Here is a 17,225-nt window from a genome sequence, read left to right as displayed (position 1 = left end):
AGGATATGTCACGCGTCAAAGGTGGGGTAGTTACCCACGCCCGTCACAAGAAAGTCATCAAGGCCGCCAAAGGTTACTATGGCCGCCGCAAGAACACCTTCAAGGTGGCCGCGCAGGCCGTCGACAAGGCCAACCAATACGCGACCCGCGACCGCAAGAACCGCAAGCGCAATTTCCGCGCGCTGTGGATTCAGCGGATCAACGCGGCTGTGCGCGCGCATGATGAATCGCTGACCTACTCGCGCTTCATCAACGGTCTGGCATTGGCCGGGGTCGAAGTGGACCGTAAGGTTCTGGCCGATCTGGCCGTGCATGAGCCCGCCGCGTTCGGGGCCATCGTCGAGCAAGCCAAGGGTGCGCTGGCCGCCTGAGCCGGTTCACATCGTGATTGAAACCGCCGTCCGGTTGGCCCGGGCGGCGGTTTTTTCATGTGCGCAGGATGCCGGAATAGAGCAGGAGGCCGTGATCGGCCAAGTCGCGCTCGATCCGCGCCCAGAGGCTGCCAAAGGCAATGGGATCGGTGCCGGTTGCCTGAGCAATTTCAGAGAGGCTGCGCCGCCCGTCGATGGCGGCAAGAAGGGGGGCGGCGTGTTTTGGCAAGGCGAGCCGCGCCTCGATGCCGTTGAAGCTGAGTTTGGGCGTCTGGCCTTGGGCGATGGCACGCGCGAGATCCGGGGCGCGCAGGCCCTTGAGATGCGGGATCAGCGCGCGGTCTTGGCTCCTTGCAGGGCTGCGCGCCTCGCTCGCGCGGGTGGCATAGCCCACATGGGTTTTGATCGTGCCGCGCAGTTTTTCGGCTAGGGCCATGGCTTGGGTTGCGGTCAGATGCGAGGGCACGGCAGTGATGCGGCTGAGGTCATAGAGCACTGGCAGAGCAAAGCCCGAGAGCGCCCAGCCGGTTTGTTCGAGTGTCTCCACCAGTGTTGTCACATCAAAGGCGCGGTCCTGCGAATGCAGAAGCAGATCGTAAAAGCCTGCGTCGCTATCCTTGTGATCGCCAAGGTTGGGGTTTGATCGGAAGGGATGCCCCTCGGGCAGGGTGGCCACCACCTCTTTGGCGGCCTTCAGCCGTGCCTCGGGCGGCAGGCCCGCATAGAGCGCGCCAAACGCCTCTTGCAGCGGATAGACGCCCGCGCGCCCATAGGGGGCATAGACCATGAACCCCATGCCGCCGCCGGGCGCCAGCGCCGCCAGAAGTGCTGCAAACCCTGCCGCCGGGTCCGGCAGGTGATGCAGCACGCCGCAGCAGTCGATATAGTCGAATTCTCCGAGGGTTGCGGCCTCTAGCAGGCTGCCGGTGACAAAGCGCAGGCCACTCAAGCCGCGTACGCGGGCGCGCTCTTCGGCAATGGCGCGCGAGGCGGTTGAGAGATCGAGATAGGTGATTTCGGCGGCGCGACCTGCGTTTTTCAGTTGCTGCGCCAGTTGGATCAGCCCGTCGCCGGTGCCGCCGCCTGCCACCAAGGCGCGCAACGGTTTGCGCCAGTCGCGCCGCCCCTGAAACAGGAAATGGTCAATTTCCAGCACATGCGACGGCGAGCCGGTGATCAGGCGCTTGGCCTCGTCTGCCGGATCGCGGGCGGGATAGGGGAAGGCTTCGTATTGCGCCTTGACCTCACTCATGGGCGCGGCCCCCGTTCTTCTTGGCAAAAATACTCAATTCTGCGCGCGCCTCATTCGAAGAGCTTGCGCAGTTGCCGCGCGGCCTTGTCCTCGATCTTTTGACGCAAGGCATCTTCAAGGTTCTGGCCCTCTTGCGGGGCGAGGTCGAGGCGTTCTTGCAGTTCGCGTTCCAGCCGGTCCTTGGCCTCTTGCTCCAGCTTGTCGCGCTCGGCCTTGAGGTTCATACGCACCGCCTTTTCCAGATCCGGTTTGATGCGCGGATTGGCCCATGGCCCCTCGATCCGCACCGGGATGGCAAGGCCGCGCGTGTTCTCGCCCTCGAGCAGCACGGGGGTAAAGAGATAGTCGATATCGCGCGCGCCAAGCCCGATACGCCCTTGGCCCGAGGCGCGGGCGAGCGGCAATTTCATGGCAAGGTCTTGGTTGATCAGGTTGCCGTCCGCCATCGTAAAGCTGGCGGTCATGGTGTCAAAGATCGTGGTGCCGCCTGTCACATCGCCCGCGCGCATGAGCCGGTCAAGGTCGATGCCCGAGATCACGCCGCGCCCGGTGCGCAAGCTGCCCTTGCCCGAAAGCGAGCGCATGATCGCATCCACCGAATTGCCAACGCCCAGAAACTCTACCTCGCCGTTGCCGGCAGCGGCAAAGCGGGTGATGCCTGCGGCATCGGTCAAGAACCGTTCGAGGTTGAGGTCGCTCACCTTGAGCGTGCCCCCGACCGAAAGGCCAGAGCGGTTGTTGGCCACGAATTGCCCGGTGATGAGCCCGTCATAGGCGCGCAATTCGCGCAATTCGAACACGGCGCGGGCGCGATCCAGTGTCATCAGGCTGCGGGTCTTGCCCAGTTTCAGATCGCCCAGATTGACGCTATCGGCGACGAGGGCGATTTCGCCATTGGCGAGGGCAAGGGCGCTGGCGTCGATCGGGCTGGTGGACCAGCCGCTGTCGGGGCTGGCCGATCCAGTGCTGTCGGCCCCGGCAAAGCGTGAGAGGTCAAGCGCGCCTGCGTTGATCTGGGCGTTGATTCGTGGCACGTCACCGCCAAGCGCAATATCGGCGGCCCCGGCAATGGCATTGCCGCCGAGGTTCAGCGTTAGATTGCGCAGCGAGAGATCGAGCGCATCAGTGAGGGTGAGATCCGTGCCGCCCTTGATGCTGGCCCCAAGGCTGGGGGGCAATTCCAGCCGGTCAAGGCCAAGGGCCGCCAGAAAGGCATCGGTATCGCCAAGGTCAATGTCGAGCCGCCCCTGGAGTTGCGGTTGCGCCCCGCCGCGCCCGGCAAAGGCCACGCTGCCCCCGGCCCCGATAGCCGTGCCGACAGGCCCGTGACAGCCCCGTCGATGAATTGCCCCACCTGATCGAGATGGCCCGCGAGGGTGACGGGGGCGCTGCCCTGACGCAGCACCGCCTCAAAGGTGGCGGTGCCATCGTAATCGGGCCAGCGCAGGTCGAAATCCAAGTTCGAGAAGGCCTGCACCGTGCCCGTGGCGTGATCGGTATAGCTGAGGCTTGCGCCGGTGATGAGCGCGCGGTCAAGCGTCAGCGCGAGGCGGTTCGAGGTGGCAAGGGGGCCATCGGATTGCCCCGAGGGGGCCACGCCCTCGACCCCCAATTCCCAATTCACCTGCCCGTCGCGGGCGCGTTCCAGACGGATCGCGGGATTGACCGCCTCTAGCCCTGTGATGCGGATATCGCCGCCAAAGAGCGCCTGTGGTTCCACCCCGATCTTGAGGCTGTCGGCGCGCAGCATCGGGCCTGCGTCGGACCAATCGGCATTGGCGATTTCAACCGCGCCGGTGGACACGCCGAGGATGGGATAAAAGCTGATCTTGGTGTCGCCGGACATTGTGACCTGACGGCCCGTCGCCTTGGTGATCTGATCGGCGGCGATGCGCGCGATCCGCTCGCCCGGCAGGAAAAAGAGCGCACCAAGGACGATGGCCAGCATGACCATGACCAGCCCCAAGGCCCGGAATATCCAGCGCATGGCATCGCCCCCTTTGCCTGCTTGTCTCGGGCATAGTCTAGGCGTGTGGCATGGGGCGGGGCAACCGCTTTTGGGCTTTGCGGGCGGGCGGGGGCAAGCTATATCGCGCCCATGGCTCAGAACCCTCCCACCCTCCGCCCCGATCTTGCGCCGCGTGCGCGTTTGACTGACACGCCCCGCGCAGGCCAGCCGACCATCGGCATGGTCAGCCTTGGCTGTCCCAAGGCGCTGGTGGACAGTGAGCGGATTTTGACGCGGTTGCGCGCCGAGGGCTATGGCATTTCGCCCGATTACACCGGGGCGGATGCGGTGATCGTCAACACCTGCGGGTTTCTTGATAGCGCCAAGGCCGAAAGCCTTGAGGCGATTGGCGAGGCGCTGGCCGAAAATGGCCGGGTGATTGTGACGGGCTGCTTGGGGGCAGAGCCCGAGTATATCACCGGGGTGCATCCGCGCGTTCTGGCCGTGACCGGCCCGCATCAATATGAGCAGGTGTTGGACGCCGTGCATCTGGCGGTGCCGCCCAGCCCTGATCCTTTCATTGATCTTTTGCCCGCCTCTGGTGTCAGCCTGACGCCGCGGCATTACAGCTATCTCAAGATTTCCGAGGGCTGTAACCACAAGTGCAAATTCTGCATCATCCCCGATATGCGCGGCAAATTGCAGAGCCGCCCGGCCCATGCGGTGATCCGCGAGGCGGCCAAGCTGGTGGAGAGCGGCGTCAAGGAACTCTTGGTGATTTCGCAGGATACCTCGGCCTATGGCGTTGATATCCGCCACGCCGAAGAGCGGGGGCACCGGGCGCATATCACCGATCTGGCGCGGGATCTGGGGGGATTGGGCGCTTGGGTGCGGCTGCATTATGTCTATCCCTACCCGCATGTGCGCGATCTCATTCCGCTGATGGCCGAAGGGCTGGTGCTGCCATACTTGGATATTCCGTTCCAGCATGCGCATCCCGAGGTGCTGCGGCGCATGGCGCGGCCTGCGGCGGCGGCCAAGACATTGGACGAGATCGCGGCATGGCGGCGGGACTGCCCCGAAATTGCGCTGCGCTCGACCTTTATCGTGGGCTATCCGGGCGAGACTGAGGCGGAGTTTCAGACGCTTCTGGACTGGTTGGATGAGGCGCAGTTGGACCGGGTGGGCTGTTTTCAATATGAGAACGTCGCCGGGGCCCGGTCAAATGCCTTGCCCGATCATGTGGCGGCCGAGGTCAAGCAAGAGCGCTGGGATCGGTTCATGGAAAAGGCGCAGGCGATTTCCGAGGCCAAGCTGACGGCCAAAGTGGGGCAGCGCATGGAGGTGATCGTGGACGAGATCGACGCCGACGGCATCGCCACCTGCCGCACCAAGGCGGATGCGCCGGAGATCGATGGGAACCTGTTTATCGACGAGGGGACAGAGGGGGTGTCGGTCGGGGATATCGTTTCCGTCGTCGTAGATGAGGCGGGGGAGTATGATTTGTGGGGAAGGTTGGGGGAGTAGGGGCGCGAATAGCAGAACACGTCGGCCAAGGTTAGTTTCCTACGCCCGGTATTTTATCGACTATTTTTTCAAGAACATCGACCAGCTTACCGCCGGAACCAATGTAGATCCCACCTCCACGAACCTTATCGGATTTTTCCTGAAAGAACACCTCGGCCATTTTCATTTTTATCTCCTGATGGTCGATTTCTTCCGACGATGACCACCCGACCGCATATGCGTCGAAAGCTTTTATTCTAAGCCCAAGAGATCTTAGCGAAAGCGAAGCACGCCGTGCGCGAGATGCCAAAGCAGCAAGATAAAACCCAGGTATTAGCAACACTACCGATACTGGGATACGCATTAGCAAACTAGATATTTCAAAGCTTTCAGTATCAGATAGAGAAACCCAGCTATATCCTATGAACAATGCAGCTGCCAACATTAGGATGGTAGCGGAAATAGAATAACGAGTATAAGCTTTGTATTCTTGTAATGCTGCTTCGACAAAACCGCCTGAAAGTGCAGTTTGACCTGCTAGTTCATAAAAACCTTCTAATTTTTTTAAAGTTTCGCGAGCACTTTCTTCTTGATGCTTTTTCTGCTCTGTCAACTCTAGTTGAACAGTGCGAATTACCTTTGAGTGCTCCTCTTGAAATTGCTTAAGTTGCGTATTTACTTCTGCCAGCGAACCGCTGATTTGATTTTTTAGGTTCTGAAACTCTTGTGATCGCTCCGCTTGTGTTTGCGAAAATTCCGCCTCCACCTCGCTGAGTTTTGCGGTAGTGGCGGCACCAACGTTCGCCTCGAGAGTCTGTTCTGTGAGTTCTATTTTATGTTCGTATTCACCAAGTTTTCTGAGCAGTTCCTGAGACCTTGGCCCATAGGAGTCTAGCTCAGACTTTATGGCCTCGATTTGAACCTTTGCTTCACTAGTAGTTTCGGTAAAATCTTTCTTTAATGCATCGATTTGTTGGATGAATTCTTCAATTTTTTCATTGGCATCTGAGCGAAAAATTCTTTTTAGCCTTGGATAAGGGAAACGCCCAAATATGGACGCGAATGAATTTGAAATGATAGCATAATGCGCCCAGTTGTTCGCGTTGTTAGGTAAATGGTTGACAATGTTTTGAAGATCTTTCTGCGACGCAGATATCTCATTTTCGGAAATTAGTGCCGTGTCCGAAGTGACCAGCACCCAGCGAAGATATTCCAACTTTCTGTCTACGTCAGTGAACTTTGGATCGTCTTTGTTAACTTCTGAAAATGCCTTTAACTGGTCTTCTACTTGGCCAATAAGTACCCAAACAGCACTGGAATTGAATTCATTCTCTAACATTTTGACCTCAAGTACTTTCTGATACGATATCTTCATGGCGAGTGGGGTCAAATAAAAACACGCTTTCAGTGTGGGGTTTGGGTGCAAACACACGATTTGTTGAGTTCTGAATGGACTTAAGACGCCGCATTTATCCTCTACCCCAATTCAAAAATTACCCTACCTCCCCTCCACAGGAGGCCCGCCATGACCCAACACACCCAAGTGCTTTATAATGCCCGCTGCCCTGTTTGCCGGGCGGAGATTGCGCATTATGCGGGGTATGTGGAGGCGAAGGGATTGCCTGTGACTTTTCAGGATCTTAACGCGGGCGGGTTGGAGCAGTGGGGGATTGACCCGGATCAGGCGGCGCGGCGGTTGCATGTGCGGCAGGATGGGCGCGTGCTCTCTGGTGTTGAGGCGTTTGCGGCGCTTTGGGCTGCTTTGCCGCGCTATCGTTGGGCGGCGCGGATCGTGGCCTTGCCGGGATTGCGGCAGGTGGCCTCGCTCATTTACGAGCGGGTTCTCGCACCGCGTCTTTATGCCAAGCATCTGGCACGAGAAGCCAAGCGCGCCGCGTCCTGAGGGCTTTCGCAGGGTCGCGCCCCGCGATAGGGTGCGCGCGAGAGACGCGGAGACCCCAGAAACATGACCGATCCCCAGACCCTGTTGCGCCGCCTGTTTGACCGGGCGGTGGCCGTAGCCGACCCGATGCAAAGCCTTGCCCCCTATCTGCCTGCGCGCCCCGAGGGCCGTGTCGTGGTGATCGGCGCGGGCAAGGCGAGTGCGCGCATGGCCGAGGCGGTCGAGGCGGAATGGGGGCCGTGCGAGGGGCTGGTGATCACGCGCTATGGCTATGCGCGCCCCTGTCAGGGCATCGAGATTGTCGAGGCGGCGCATCCGGTGCCGGATGCGGCGGGGATGCGCGCCACGGCGCGGATGCTTGATCTGCTGGAGGGATTGGGCGAGGGCGATATGGTGCTGGCGCTGATCTCTGGCGGGGCGTCGTCGCTATTGGTGCAGCCTGCGGGCGAGATGACGCTGGAGGACAAGCAGGCGGTCAATGCCGCGCTTTTGGCCTCGGGGGCGCCTATTGGGCAGATGAACGTGCTGCGCAAACATCTGAGCCGGGTCAAGGGCGGGCAATTGGCGGCGGCGGCCTATCCGGCGCGGCTGCATGCGCTGCTGATTTCCGATGTGCCGGGGGATGATCCGGCGATGATCGGATCGGGGCCGACGGTGGGCGAGGGCAGTACAGGCGATGACGCGCTGAAGATCGTGGCGCGCTATGGCATTGATCTGCCCGCGTCGGCGCGGGCGGTGTTGGCCGGGCAGAGCGGCGCGGTGCCGCCGGGGGATGTGCGCCTCAGCCGGGTTGAGAATGTGATCTATGCCGCCCCTGTGCAATCGCTGGAGGCTGCGGCAGAGGTGGGGCGCGCCCAAGGGATCAGCGTGCAAATCCTTGGCGATGCGCTGGAGGGTGAGGCGCGCGATGTGGCGCGCGATCATGCCGCGCTGGCGCGCGAGGTGCAGGCGGGTTTGGCACCGGGGGCGGCACCTATGCTGCTGCTGTCGGGCGGTGAGTTGACGGTGACGCGGCGGGGCGATGGTGTGGGTGGGCCCAATGCGGAATATGCGCTGGCCTTGGCGCTGGCCTTGGAGGGGGCGGCGGGCATTCACGCGCTGGCCTGTGACACCGATGGCGTTGATGGGGCCGCCGAGGTGGCGGGGGCGGTGATCGGGCCGGACACGCTGGCTGAGGCCCAATCCGCCGGGGTTGACCCTGCGCAGGCCCTGGCGATCAACGATGCGCATGGGTTTTTCGGGGCCGTTGGCGGGCAGGTGGTGACGGGGCCGACGCTGACCAATGTCAACGATTTCCGCGCCATCCTGATTACGCCTGTTTAGGTTACAGCGCCTTGCGTCTGATCGGGTGCATATCGCCTCGGTGAGGTCCCGGGTCAAGCCCGGGACGGGCGGGGTTTCGATGGGGCGCGACAGGCCCTAGAACTGATCCCAGATCGTGCGGCCCAGATTATCCAGCCGCTCGGGCGAGCAAAAGAGCGAGATTGTCATGGTCGCCGTCCAGTCGCGCCCGCCAAGGCGGACCAGCGTGCCGTCGGCCAGTTCCTGACGGATCGAAAACTCTGGCAGCCACGCCAGCCCAGCGCCCGCAAGCGTGCGCCGCTTCAATGCCTCGGCCAAGGCATCCATGTAGCGCAGGTCAAGTGCCGGGCGGCGGTTGCCGATGGTCTGATCGACCACGGTGCCAAGGAAGGTGTTGGGATCATAGCTGAGATACGGAAGCTCTTGCCCCGCGCGCGGTGGCAGGGACCAGCCGTTGCGCGCGGCGGCCTCGTGCTGGGCCACCGGGATAAGGCGCTCTTCGCAGATGTCCTTGCGCTTGAAGCGGGTCTCGTCAAGGATCGGGGCCACGTCCTGATGCCGGTAATAGAGCAGGAATTCGCAGCCGCCTTCGCTGAGCAACTGGCAACAGGCGGTCAGGCTGTCGGAAATGACGCGCGTGCGCATTTCGGGATACTCGCGTTCCAATGCCGCCATGCGAGGTTGCAGGAAATTGACGGAAATGGCGTGTAATGCGGCAAAGCGTTGAAAGCTGGCATGGCCGCGTGCGCGTTCGCGGATTGCCTGACGGGTATCGGTGAGATCCGCCACCGTCTGTTGCGCGACTGGCAGGAATTGCCGCCCCGCCTCGGACAATTGCACCGGATAGCTGGCGCGGTCGATCAGCGGCACGCCGATCCACGCCTCGAGCGATTTGATGCGGCGGCTAAAGGCGGATTGCGTGATGTTGCGTTCCTCTGCGGCGCGGGTGAAATTCAGCGTGCGCCCCAGACAGACAAAATCGCGCAGCCAGTTGATATCCATTTCCGCCCCCCTTTTTGTCGCCAGACTGCGCCAGTCGAGGTAACCATGCAAGATCGGAATAGTTTTATGAGATGTTTGAATTGGCCGACTCGTGGGGGTCTGTCCTAGCATTTCAGCCAAGACCAAAGGACGAAGACCGCAAGAACGGTCTCGCGCTGCACCAAAAAAGATGCATCCAACAAGGAGAAAGACATGAGAACTTCGTTGAAAGGACTGATTGCCACTACAGCGCTTGGGCTGACGGTGGCGATGCCTGCCATGGCCGAGACCACGATCCGGCTGTCCACCTATGTGAACGAGTCCGATATCCGCTATGACGGCTTTGTGCATTTTGCCGAATTGGTCGCGGAAAAGACCGGCGGCAGCGTTGAGGTGCAGATTTTCCCATCTGCCACGCTGCATGGCTGGTCTGAGGGTGTGGATGCGGTGCAGGGCGGTGTGTCGGACATGAGCTGGATGCCTGCCGATGAGCGGTTGCCCTGTTACCGTGTGACCTCGCTCTATCCGGTGGCGGTGGATTTGGAGGGGCAGATCGAGATGGACGCTGCCTATGCCGATCTGGTGCGCGATGAGGCGGCGGCGATCAACCTCGTGCCGGTGTTCAACTCGAATTATTCCTACGATCAGGAATGGTGGTTTGAAGAGGCGATTGACGATCTGGGCAATCTTGCGGGCAAGCAGGTGCGGTCCATCGGCCCGCTGGTCAGCCTGATGATCGAGACATGGGGCGGCGCGCCGGTGTTTGTGGCCCCCAAGGAAGTTTTTCAATCCGCCGAGCGTGGTGTGGTTGATGGGATCAACATGGGGGTTGCCACCTATTCCAGTTGGAAGCTGTGGGATGTGATGCCCTATATGGTCAAGGCGAGCCTGTTTTACGGCAATATCCAATACATGATGAATAAGGAAAAGTTCGACGGCATGACCGCCGAGGAACAAGCCGCTGTGATGGCTGCCGCCAAGGAAACCGAGGAATGGCTCAAGCCCCGTTATGAGGATTGGGTGGATCAGCGCGTTGGCAATGCGGTGATGAAAGGCGGCGGTGCGGCGGTGGCGATCCCCGAAGACAAGCGGATGGCGCTGATCGAGAGCGTGCAGGGCAAGTGGGACGAGACCGTTGATGCGGCCTGCGGGCCGGAATTGGCTGGCAAAATCCGCGACCTCTTTGCGCAGCACGCGCCGTGATCTGACAGGCCCCCCGCGTCATCCATGCGGGGGGCCACCTTTTTTGCACAGGGAGGCACGCCATGCAAAGCGGTCTTGACCGATGGATTGGCCATGTGGAGCGCGCGGTTATCTGGCTCGCGGGGGCGGGGGCCGTGGTGGTGCTCGTGCAGATGGTGTGGATCAGCTACGGCGTCTTTACCCGCTATGTGCTGAATGCGCCGGACCGGATGGTGACAGAGGCCACGGCGCTTTTGCTTTTCCCGGTGGCCTTTGCGGGCCTTGCCTATGCGATGCGCGAGGATGCTTATCCCAAGGTCACGATGCTGACCGATACCCTGCCCGCCGGTCTGCGCAAGGCGGTGGCGGTGTTCAATCTGTGCGTGATGTTGGGGGTTGGGCTGTTTTTCTCTTTGGCGGGCGTGAGCGCCACGATCCGGTCATTCAATTCAGGGGCCTCTTCGGAAATCCTGCTTTGGCCGCGTTATGCGTTCTGGGCACCGGGGGCCTTGGCGCTGGTGCTTTTCTCAATTTACGCGGTGCTGCGGCTGGTGCGGCTGTTGCGCACCCCGGCGGCGGAGGTCTGAACGATGGAATGGTATGAAGTCGGCCTCGGCCTTTTGGGTCTTTTAATGTTTCTGATCGCAACGGGGGTGCCGATCCCCTTTGCGCTGGCGGCGGCCTCGCTGCCGTTTCTGTGGCAAATCCAGACCTTTGAGACCTCGATCGCATCGGCAGAGTTGAAGCTCTGGGGTGTTTGGATCGACTATATCCTGCTTGCGGTGCCGCTGTTTGTGTTCTTGGGCGAGTTGATCGGCAAATCCAATATCGGCCCCAATCTCTATCAATTCCTGCATCAAGGTGTGCGCGTGCGCGGCTCTGCTGCCTATGGCTCTATCGGGGCCTGCGCGGGGTTTGGCGCGGTCTGTGGCTCGTCCATGGTCGGCGCGCTGACCATTGGCGGCGTGGCTTTGCCGGAAATGCTCCGGCTGGGCTATGGCAAGCGGCTGTCGTCTGGCGTGCTGGCGGCGGGGGGCACGCTGAGCGTGCTGTTGCCGCCATCGCTGATCCTGTTGTTTTACGGCATCGTCACCGATCAGAGCATTGGGGATCTGTTCATCGCGGGGGTCATTCCCGGATTGATCCTTGTGACCTGTTTTTCGATTGTGGTGTTGGTCTGGGGTATTTTGAAGCCGGGCGATATTCCCGACCGCGAGGATGCGGTGAAAATGGGAATTCTTCAGATTGCCGCCACTATCGCGCCCATTGGCCTGATCGGTCTGGTGATCACCGTGGCGATCTACGCTGGTATCGCCACGCCGACAGAGGCGGCGGCGGTGGCGGCGCTCTTGACCGTGATCCTCGCCTTCGGCGTGGGGGGCTGACATGGCAAGGGTTCAAGGACTCGCTCTTTGCCACCATGCGGACCATGGGGTATCTGGGCTTGCTTCTATCGGCGGGGGTGCTTTTTGGCTTTGTGCTGACCTACTACCGCGTGCCGCAGCAATTCACCGAGCTTTTTCTGAGCTTTGATCTTTCGCCCTATGTGGTGCTGACCATTGTGTTGATCTTTTACATTGTGCTGGGGATGTTTCTTGAACCTGTCTCGATGACCTTCATCACCCTGCCCACGATCTTTCCGCTGATGGCCGCCGCCGGGTTCGACCTTATCTGGTTTGGGGTGGTCTATACGATCACCATGGAGATTGCGGTGCTCACGCCACCTGTGGGGCTCAATCTCTATGTCATCCAAGGGATTGGGCGCGGGCAGGTCAGCATTGGCGATGTGATCATTGGCTGCCTGCCGTTCATCGGGGCGCTTGTGTTGTTGATTGTCCTTCTCATCCTCATGCCGGAGATTGCGTTGTGGTTGCCCGAACAGATGCGCTGATTGCGCGCAACGGCCTTAGCTATCGGCGGGCGGGGGCGGGCACGCCGCTGGTGTTGGTGCATGGGTATCTGGGCGGGTCGGCGCAATGGCAGGCCGAGATTGCCCGCTTTTCCGACCGCTTTGATGTGATTGCCCCTGATCTGCCGGGCTATGCCGGGTCAGCGGGCCTGCCGCCTGCGAAACGTATCGCCACATTCGGCGCGGCGGTGGTCGAGCTTTTGGACGAGTTGGGGCTGGGGCAGATCACCCTTTTGGGGCATTCCATGGGCGGTATGATCGTGCAGGAAATAGCCGCCACCCATCCTGACCGGATCGCGCGGCTGATCCTCTATGGCACAGGGCCCTTGGGGGCCATGCCGGATCGGTTCGAGCCGCTTGACACCTCGCGGGCACGGATCCGCTGCGATGGTGTGGCCCAGACGATCCGGCGGATCGGGGCCACGTGGTTTCGCAAAGGGGCCGCGGCGCAGGGTTTCGAGATCGTGGCCGAACTGGGCGCGCAGGCCACCGAGGCCGCAGCGCTGGCGGGGCTTGACGCGATGAGCGATTGGGATGGGCGCGGCGCGCTTGGCCGCCTGACCATGCCGACCCTCGTGCTTTGGGGTGACGGCGATCGGTCCTATCGCTGGCCGCAGGTCGAAACCCTCTGGCAGGGGCTGCCCGATGCCGTGCTGGCCGTGGTGCCGGGCACCGCCCATGCGGTGCATCTGGAAAAGCCGAGCCTCTTTCACGCGCTGGTCGAGGATTTCGTTGGGGGGTGACACGCACTGCCCTCCCTTGCGGCACCTTCCCATTCCATCCACAATATATTGCTTCCCCCCTCAACAAATAGCTTTACAGGCGGCGCTAAACCTCGCACCATATATTGTATGGGCGAGGGGAATGGCCCCCGTCCGTAGAGCAGGCACCTAGCGCTAGGGGTGCAACGCCACCCCCGCGCTACAGCAAATGAGGCGGCGCCATGGCACTTTCCGAGCAGTTCTTGCATGACGACATCCACCCCATTGATATTGTTGAACATATTGCAGAGCACCATGACTGGGAGTTCGACCGCATCGGCGACGATCAGATTGCCATGGCTGTTGAAGGCCAGTGGCGCACCTATTCCTTGACCCTCGCGTGGTCCGGTTATGACGAGACCCTGCGTCTTGTCTGCACCTTCGATATGGAGCCGCCCGCCGAGAAACTGCCCGTGCTCTTTGAAATCCTCAATGAAATCAATGATGAGTGCTGGGCCGGTGCCTTTACCTGGTGGGCCGAACAGAAACTTATGGTCTATCGCTATGGCCTCGTGCTTGCCGGTGGGCAGGTGGCCAGCCCCGAGCAGATCGACACGATGCTGCATGCCGCCGTGTCGAGCGCCGAGCGCTATTACCCGGCGCTGCAACTTGCGATCTGGGGCGATCAATCGCCCCGCGATGCGATGCAGGTCGCCATTGCAGAGGCCTTCGGTCGCGCGTAACACTGTCCCCCGCAAACCACGGGAATGAGCGGGGGCACCACCATGACGATGGACGATCTGGCCGAAAAAGGCCTTGTTTTACTGGGCTGTGGCAAGATGGGCAGCGCCATGTTGCAAGGCTGGCTGGCGGGCGGGCTGCCGCCCGCGTCGGTTTGGGTGAGTGACCCCAACCCCTCTGACTGGCTGCGCGGCAACGGCGTGCATCTTAACACCGACCTGCCCGGCCAACCCGCTATCGTTCTTGTCGCGGTCAAGCCGCAGATGATGGGCGCGGCCCTGCCCAGCCTTGCCGCGATGGGCAATGGCACGACGCTGTTCATCTCGGTGGCCGCAGGCACGCCGATTGCGGGGTTTGAAACCGTGCTGGGGGACAAGACCCCGATCATCCGTGCCATGCCCAACACCCCCGCCGCCGTGGCGCGCGGGATCACCGCCATCATCGGCAATACCCAAACCAGCGCCGCGCATCTCGACCTTGCCGAAGCGTTGTTGCGCGCGGTGGGGCAGGTGGTGCGGCTTGACCATGAGGATCAGATGGACGCCGTGACCGGCCTTTCTGGCTCTGGTCCGGCCTATGTGTTCCATATGATCGAATGTATGGCCAAGGCCGGCGAGGCGCAGGGGCTTGCGCCCGAGTTGGCGATGCAATTGGCGCAGGCCACCGTGGCCGGTGCCGGTGCCTTGGCCGAGGCCGCCGAGGAAACCCCGGCGCAGTTGCGCCAGAACGTCACCAGCCCCAATGGCACGACGCAGGCGGGGCTAGAGGTGCTGATGCATCCTGACACGGGCCTGCCGCCCCTGATGCTTAAAACCGTTGCCGCCGCGACCGACCGGTCCAAGGCGCTGCGCAATGGCTGAGATCAGTTTTGACGATTTTCTTGCCGTCGATATTCGTGTGGGCCGCGTCACCCGCGCCGAACCCTATCCCGAGGCGCGCAAGCCTGCGATCAAGCTCTGGGTCGATTTCGGCCCCGAGATCGGTGAGAAGAAATCAAGCGCCCAGATCACCGCGCATTACACGCCAGAGGCGCTGATTGGCCGTCAGGTGCTGGCGGTGGTCAATTTCCCGCCCCGTCAGATCGGCAAGTTCCGGTCGGAAATCCTTGTGCTGGGGCTGAGCGATAGCAATGGCGATATCGTTCTGATACGCCCTGACCAAGATGTTCCCATCGGAGAGAGACTGCATTGAAACGGATACTTGTCACCCGCCCCATGCCCGACCGCGTGCTTGAAGAGGCCCGCCGCCATTTCGACGTAGAAATACGCGACGACAATACTCCTCTCAAGCCGGGCCAGATGCGGGGCGCGCTGGCGCTTTATGATGGCATCTTGCCGACGCTGGGCGATATGTTTCAGGCCGATGTCTTTGCCGAGGCTGAGAATTCTCGCTGTCGGATCCTCGCCAACTTTGGCGTGGGCTATAACCATATCGACGTCGCCGCCGCCCGTGCCATGGGCATCGCGGTCAGCAATACGCCCGGTGCTGTGACCGATGCCACCGCCGATATCGCCATGACGCTGATGCTGATGACCGCGCGCCGCGCGGGCGAGGGCGAGCGGCTGGTGCGCGCTGGCAAATGGCCGGGTTGGAACCCGACGCAGATGCTGGGCCTGCATGTGAGTGGCAAGACGGTGGGGATCATCGGTATGGGCCGCATCGGGCAGGCGATTGCCAAGCGCTGCCATTTCGGGTTTGGCATGTCGGTTGTCTATCACAACCGCTCGGCCAAGCCGCTTGATTTCGACGCGCGCCAGCTTGGCTCGATCGAAGAGGTTGCGGCCACGGCGGATATTCTTGTTGTGGCGGTGCCCGGTGGGGCGGAAACCCGGCATCTTATCAATGCCGAGGTGTTTGCCGCGATGCGCCCGACCGCGCATTTCATCAATATCGCGCGGGGCGATGTGGTGGATGAGGCGGCGCTGATTGCGGCCTTGCAAGAGGGGCGCATCGCCGGGGCGGGTCTCGATGTTTACGAGCGTGAACCGATTGTCCCGGACGCGCTTAAGGCGATGGAGAATGTCGCGCTTCTGCCGCATTTGGGCACCGCAGCGCTTGAGGTGCGCGAGGCGATGGGGCTGATGGCAGTTGAAAACCTGCGCGCCTTTTTTGCCGGGGAAACGCCGCCCAATCTGGTGAACTGAGTTTGGGAAAGGTCGCTCGCGCTTTTAGGGCGCGGGCGCTTACTCGATCTGTCGCCCGTTCAGAATCTCGAAGGGTTCGAGCCGGTCGCCATTGATCCAGGCATAGCCGCCTGCCTCGGTGCGCACCATGGCGTAGGGGGTCCAGCCGGTGCTGCGCCACCAGCTTTCATAGTCGTTGGTTTCGGCGTTTACGCGCCATTGCCCATCGTCGCGGCGGCCATCGCCCAGCATATAGACCGTGCTGCCATCGGCAGCAAAATACTGCTGATAGTCAGTGCCTGACCAGCTTCCGACAATGGTGTTGCCAGACAAGAGCGCGGTGATTTCGGCCGCGTTCATCTGCGTGGGCTGTGCTGCGACAGGCCAGCCAAGGGCGAGCATTCCGGCGCTCACAAGACCCAGAACATGACGGCGTTGCATGATCACACTCCTTTATTTCGGGGGCTAGTATCGCAAATCCTGCGGCGGGGTGCGACTCGATTCTAGGGCACGCTGTCTTGGGATTGCCGCAACGTCACGCTCAAAACATCAAGAATTTTGGAAAACTCCGGCCATATCGTGAGACAACGCATAGAAAAATTAATACTCTTCTGCCAAACAGACCGGATGATCGATATGTCCTATCCTGCCTATTCCCGTGCCGAACGTCTTGCTGACGGGGCGGTGCATATTGCTGGTCTGCTGGCGGCGCTTACCGGGGTTGCCGTGCTATTCGCCATGTGGGCGCTGCGCATGGACGGGGTGACGCTGGCCTCGACCATCGTCTATTCCGGTGCGCTTTTGATGATGCTGGGGGCCTCGGCGGCCTATCACCTGTATGCCCATACCGCCGCGCGGCCCATTTTGCGCCGTCTGGATCATGCTGCCATCTATGTGAAAATCGCGGGCACCTTCACGCCGCTCAGCGTGCTTTTGGGCACTGCCTTTGGCTATGTGGTGCTTGCGTTGGTCTGGGTGCTGGCCATCTTTGGGGCCGCGACCAAGATCCGGGCCAAGCGCGGGCAGATGCCAACGGGATGGTTGCCCTATGTGGCGCTGGGATGGATCGGGGTGGCGCTGTTTATCCCGCTTACGCCGATTCTTCCGGCACACAGCCTTGCGCTGTTGCTGGCGGGGGGGCTGCTTTATACGTTTGGCGTGGTGTTTTACAGGTGGGAGAGCCTGCGGTTCGCCAATGCCATCTGGCACCTCTTCGTGGCCTTTGCCAGCGGGTGCTTTTTCCTTGGCATCGCATCGGCCCTCGCGACCCGCCTCTGACGGGGCGCAAGGGCGTTTTGGATCAGGG

General features: G+C 61.3%; 20 protein-coding genes. 14 read left to right on the top strand and 6 right to left on the bottom strand.

Annotated features, from left to right (window positions below):
- Positions 1-5: 5 nt before the first annotated feature.
- Entirely contained in the window at positions 6-371 is a 366-nt protein-coding gene (rplT, locus tag ACLGGT_RS04635) for a 50S ribosomal protein L20 (protein ID WP_008279521.1), read from the top strand.
- A gap of 55 nt (positions 372-426) precedes the next feature.
- On the opposite strand, the gene ACLGGT_RS04630 is transcribed toward rplT, so the two are convergent.
- From ACLGGT_RS04630 to ACLGGT_RS04620, 3 genes are all read right to left on the bottom strand, one after another.
- Positions 427-1,623 (bottom strand): class I SAM-dependent methyltransferase, encoded by a 1,197-nt coding sequence (locus ACLGGT_RS04630; protein WP_437195149.1) that lies wholly within the window; start codon positions 1,621-1,623, stop codon positions 427-429.
- A 50-nt stretch (positions 1,624-1,673) separates the two neighbouring features.
- Positions 1,674-2,447 (bottom strand): AsmA-like C-terminal region-containing protein, encoded by a 774-nt coding sequence (locus ACLGGT_RS04625; RefSeq protein WP_437197395.1) that lies wholly within the window; start codon positions 2,445-2,447, stop codon positions 1,674-1,676.
- A gap of 269 nt (positions 2,448-2,716) precedes the next feature.
- Positions 2,717-3,610, bottom strand: coding sequence for an AsmA family protein (locus ACLGGT_RS04620; RefSeq protein ID WP_437195148.1), 894 nt, complete (start codon positions 3,608-3,610; stop codon positions 2,717-2,719).
- 111 nt (positions 3,611-3,721) lie between these two features.
- On the opposite strand from ACLGGT_RS04620, the gene rimO reads away from it, so the two are divergent.
- Positions 3,722-5,098, top strand: coding sequence for a 30S ribosomal protein S12 methylthiotransferase RimO (gene rimO, locus ACLGGT_RS04615; protein WP_437195147.1), 1,377 nt, complete (start codon positions 3,722-3,724; stop codon positions 5,096-5,098).
- A gap of 31 nt (positions 5,099-5,129) precedes the next feature.
- Here the strand turns inward: rimO and ACLGGT_RS04610 are convergent, their stop codons facing one another.
- Positions 5,130-6,416: a hypothetical protein gene (locus ACLGGT_RS04610; protein WP_437195146.1), complete on the bottom strand. Its 1,287-nt coding sequence runs from the start codon at positions 6,414-6,416 to the stop codon at positions 5,130-5,132.
- A 186-nt stretch (positions 6,417-6,602) separates the two neighbouring features.
- Between ACLGGT_RS04610 and ACLGGT_RS04605 the strand changes: the two genes are divergently transcribed.
- Entirely contained in the window at positions 6,603-6,980 is a 378-nt protein-coding gene (locus ACLGGT_RS04605) for a thiol-disulfide oxidoreductase DCC family protein (protein WP_008279516.1), read from the top strand.
- A 63-nt stretch (positions 6,981-7,043) separates the two neighbouring features.
- A complete protein-coding gene (locus tag ACLGGT_RS04600; RefSeq protein WP_437195145.1) occupies positions 7,044-8,303 on the top strand; it encodes a glycerate kinase type-2 family protein in 1,260 nt (419 codons plus the stop codon).
- Between the two features lie 96 nt (positions 8,304-8,399).
- Here ACLGGT_RS04600 and ACLGGT_RS04595 read toward each other — a convergent pair whose 3' ends face one another.
- The gene (locus ACLGGT_RS04595) at positions 8,400-9,284 is read right to left on the bottom strand and encodes a LysR family transcriptional regulator (protein WP_008279514.1); all 885 of its coding nucleotides are present in this window, start codon (positions 9,282-9,284) and stop codon (positions 8,400-8,402) included.
- Positions 9,285-9,476: 192 nt separating this feature from the next.
- Between ACLGGT_RS04595 and dctP the strand changes: the two genes are divergently transcribed.
- The 9 genes from dctP to ACLGGT_RS04550 all read left to right on the top strand — a co-directional run bounded on the left by dctP (position 9,477) and on the right by ACLGGT_RS04550 (position 15,940).
- Positions 9,477-10,466: a TRAP transporter substrate-binding protein DctP gene (gene dctP, locus ACLGGT_RS04590; protein ID WP_219435719.1), complete on the top strand. Its 990-nt coding sequence runs from the start codon at positions 9,477-9,479 to the stop codon at positions 10,464-10,466.
- Positions 10,467-10,528: 62 nt separating this feature from the next.
- Positions 10,529-11,032 (top strand): TRAP transporter small permease, encoded by a 504-nt coding sequence (locus tag ACLGGT_RS04585; protein ID WP_081507481.1) that lies wholly within the window; start codon positions 10,529-10,531, stop codon positions 11,030-11,032.
- A 3-nt stretch (positions 11,033-11,035) separates the two neighbouring features.
- A complete protein-coding gene (locus ACLGGT_RS04580; protein WP_437195144.1) occupies positions 11,036-11,830 on the top strand; it encodes a TRAP transporter large permease subunit in 795 nt (264 codons plus the stop codon).
- Positions 11,831-11,874: 44 nt separating this feature from the next.
- The gene (locus ACLGGT_RS04575) at positions 11,875-12,336 is read left to right on the top strand and encodes a TRAP transporter large permease subunit (RefSeq protein ID WP_437195143.1); all 462 of its coding nucleotides are present in this window, start codon (positions 11,875-11,877) and stop codon (positions 12,334-12,336) included.
- Positions 12,312-13,097 carry an alpha/beta fold hydrolase gene (locus tag ACLGGT_RS04570; RefSeq protein WP_008279508.1) on the top strand — a complete coding sequence of 262 codons (786 nt, stop codon included), beginning with the start codon at positions 12,312-12,314 and terminating at the stop codon, positions 13,095-13,097. Before ACLGGT_RS04575 ends, ACLGGT_RS04570 begins: the two co-directional genes overlap by 25 nt.
- A gap of 200 nt (positions 13,098-13,297) precedes the next feature.
- Positions 13,298-13,798, top strand: a complete 501-nt coding sequence (locus ACLGGT_RS04565) for a YbjN domain-containing protein (RefSeq protein ID WP_008279507.1) — start codon at positions 13,298-13,300, stop codon at positions 13,796-13,798.
- A gap of 42 nt (positions 13,799-13,840) precedes the next feature.
- The gene (gene proC, locus ACLGGT_RS04560) at positions 13,841-14,656 is read left to right on the top strand and encodes a pyrroline-5-carboxylate reductase (RefSeq protein ID WP_437195142.1); all 816 of its coding nucleotides are present in this window, start codon (positions 13,841-13,843) and stop codon (positions 14,654-14,656) included.
- Positions 14,649-14,987, top strand: coding sequence for a tRNA-binding protein (locus ACLGGT_RS04555; RefSeq protein ID WP_008279505.1), 339 nt, complete (start codon positions 14,649-14,651; stop codon positions 14,985-14,987). Before proC ends, ACLGGT_RS04555 begins: the two co-directional genes overlap by 8 nt.
- The gene (locus ACLGGT_RS04550; protein ID WP_083803297.1) at positions 14,984-15,940 is read left to right on the top strand and encodes a 2-hydroxyacid dehydrogenase; all 957 of its coding nucleotides are present in this window, start codon (positions 14,984-14,986) and stop codon (positions 15,938-15,940) included. Before ACLGGT_RS04555 ends, ACLGGT_RS04550 begins: the two co-directional genes overlap by 4 nt.
- Positions 15,941-15,979: 39 nt before the next feature.
- On the opposite strand, the gene ACLGGT_RS04545 is transcribed toward ACLGGT_RS04550, so the two are convergent.
- The gene (locus ACLGGT_RS04545; protein WP_008279503.1) at positions 15,980-16,360 is read right to left on the bottom strand and encodes a hypothetical protein; all 381 of its coding nucleotides are present in this window, start codon (positions 16,358-16,360) and stop codon (positions 15,980-15,982) included.
- A 186-nt stretch (positions 16,361-16,546) separates the two neighbouring features.
- On the opposite strand from ACLGGT_RS04545, the gene trhA reads away from it, so the two are divergent.
- Positions 16,547-17,197 carry a PAQR family membrane homeostasis protein TrhA gene (trhA, locus tag ACLGGT_RS04540; RefSeq protein ID WP_151977129.1) on the top strand — a complete coding sequence of 217 codons (651 nt, stop codon included), beginning with the start codon at positions 16,547-16,549 and terminating at the stop codon, positions 17,195-17,197.
- Positions 17,198-17,225: the final 28 nt, after the last annotated feature.

It is taken from the genome of Roseovarius sp. MS2, from assembly GCF_051447875.1.
Classification (GTDB): domain Bacteria; phylum Pseudomonadota; class Alphaproteobacteria; order Rhodobacterales; family Rhodobacteraceae; genus Roseovarius; species Roseovarius mucosus_A.
This window is presented reverse-complemented; position numbering and strand designations above follow the sequence as displayed.

Bases quoted from the DNA above. Each gene is read 5' to 3' on its own strand.
- rplT (WP_008279521.1), top strand. From the start codon at position 6: ATGTCACGCGTCAAAGGTGGGGTAGTTACCCACGCCCGTCACAAGAAA.
- ACLGGT_RS04630 (WP_437195149.1), bottom strand. From the start codon at position 1,623: ATGAGTGAGGTCAAGGCGCAATACGAAGCCTTCCCCTATCCCGCCCGC.
- ACLGGT_RS04625 (WP_437197395.1), bottom strand. From the start codon at position 2,447: ATGACACTGGATCGCGCCCGCGCCGTGTTCGAATTGCGCGAATTGCGC.
- ACLGGT_RS04620 (WP_437195148.1), bottom strand. From the start codon at position 3,610: ATGCGCTGGATATTCCGGGCCTTGGGGCTGGTCATGGTCATGCTGGCC.
- rimO (WP_437195147.1), top strand. From the start codon at position 3,722: ATGGCTCAGAACCCTCCCACCCTCCGCCCCGATCTTGCGCCGCGTGCG.
- ACLGGT_RS04610 (WP_437195146.1), bottom strand. From the start codon at position 6,416: ATGTTAGAGAATGAATTCAATTCCAGTGCTGTTTGGGTACTTATTGGC.
- ACLGGT_RS04605 (WP_008279516.1), top strand. From the start codon at position 6,603: ATGACCCAACACACCCAAGTGCTTTATAATGCCCGCTGCCCTGTTTGC.
- ACLGGT_RS04600 (WP_437195145.1), top strand. From the start codon at position 7,044: ATGACCGATCCCCAGACCCTGTTGCGCCGCCTGTTTGACCGGGCGGTG.
- ACLGGT_RS04595 (WP_008279514.1), bottom strand. From the start codon at position 9,284: ATGGATATCAACTGGCTGCGCGATTTTGTCTGTCTGGGGCGCACGCTG.
- dctP (WP_219435719.1), top strand. From the start codon at position 9,477: ATGAGAACTTCGTTGAAAGGACTGATTGCCACTACAGCGCTTGGGCTG.
- ACLGGT_RS04585 (WP_081507481.1), top strand. From the start codon at position 10,529: ATGCAAAGCGGTCTTGACCGATGGATTGGCCATGTGGAGCGCGCGGTT.
- ACLGGT_RS04580 (WP_437195144.1), top strand. From the start codon at position 11,036: ATGGAATGGTATGAAGTCGGCCTCGGCCTTTTGGGTCTTTTAATGTTT.
- ACLGGT_RS04575 (WP_437195143.1), top strand. From the start codon at position 11,875: ATGGGGTATCTGGGCTTGCTTCTATCGGCGGGGGTGCTTTTTGGCTTT.
- ACLGGT_RS04565 (WP_008279507.1), top strand. From the start codon at position 13,298: ATGGCACTTTCCGAGCAGTTCTTGCATGACGACATCCACCCCATTGAT.
- proC (WP_437195142.1), top strand. From the start codon at position 13,841: ATGACGATGGACGATCTGGCCGAAAAAGGCCTTGTTTTACTGGGCTGT.
- ACLGGT_RS04555 (WP_008279505.1), top strand. From the start codon at position 14,649: ATGGCTGAGATCAGTTTTGACGATTTTCTTGCCGTCGATATTCGTGTG.
- ACLGGT_RS04545 (WP_008279503.1), bottom strand. From the start codon at position 16,360: ATGCAACGCCGTCATGTTCTGGGTCTTGTGAGCGCCGGAATGCTCGCC.
- trhA (WP_151977129.1), top strand. From the start codon at position 16,547: ATGATCGATATGTCCTATCCTGCCTATTCCCGTGCCGAACGTCTTGCT.